The organism is Gilvimarinus sp. 1_MG-2023 (assembly GCF_030548285.1).
This window is the reverse complement of record NZ_JAUOSC010000143.1, coordinates 1-455: the sequence shown is the minus strand read 5'-3', so window position 1 is coordinate 455 and position 455 is coordinate 1. Positions and strand designations below refer to the sequence as shown.

Here is a 455-nt window from a genome sequence, read left to right as displayed (position 1 = left end):
CACTTACACCGGTAACCATATTGTTTACCAGAGCGCGGAACGTTCCCGCCAGAGCATTGGATTGCTTGTCATTCTTTTTCGGAGCGAACTTCAGTTCATTCTCTTCTTGCTGAATATCCACAGCAGTGTGGATAGCCAGTTCCAAGGAACCTTGTTTGCCCTTAACAGAGATCTTGTCAGCGGCCAGTGTAATTTCAACACCAGTCGGGATCTGTACAGGAGCCTTAGCGACGCGTGACATGGTATCCCCTTAAAATACAGTGGCGATAACTTCACCACCGACACCCGCAGCACGGGCGGCGCGGTCAGTCATGACGCCTTTCGAGGTGGATACAATGGCTACGCCCAAACCTGCCTCAACTTTCGGCAGTTGTGCGGAGCCATTGTACTGACGCAGACCAGGGCGTGATACACGCTGGATGCGTTCAATAACTGGCTTGCCTTCGTAGTATTTC

2 protein-coding genes are annotated in these 455 nt (G+C 51.6%); both read right to left on the bottom strand.

All coding sequences use genetic code 11. The features are described 5' to 3' along the window. On the bottom strand, positions 1-241 hold a 241-nt coding region (locus Q4563_RS16130), incomplete at its 3' end, for a 50S ribosomal protein L6 (protein WP_303605197.1). A gap of 9 nt (positions 242-250) precedes the next feature. Beyond that, positions 251-455, bottom strand: a 205-nt coding sequence (gene rpsH / locus Q4563_RS16125) for a 30S ribosomal protein S8 (RefSeq protein WP_303605196.1), incomplete at its 5' end; no start/stop codon positions are given.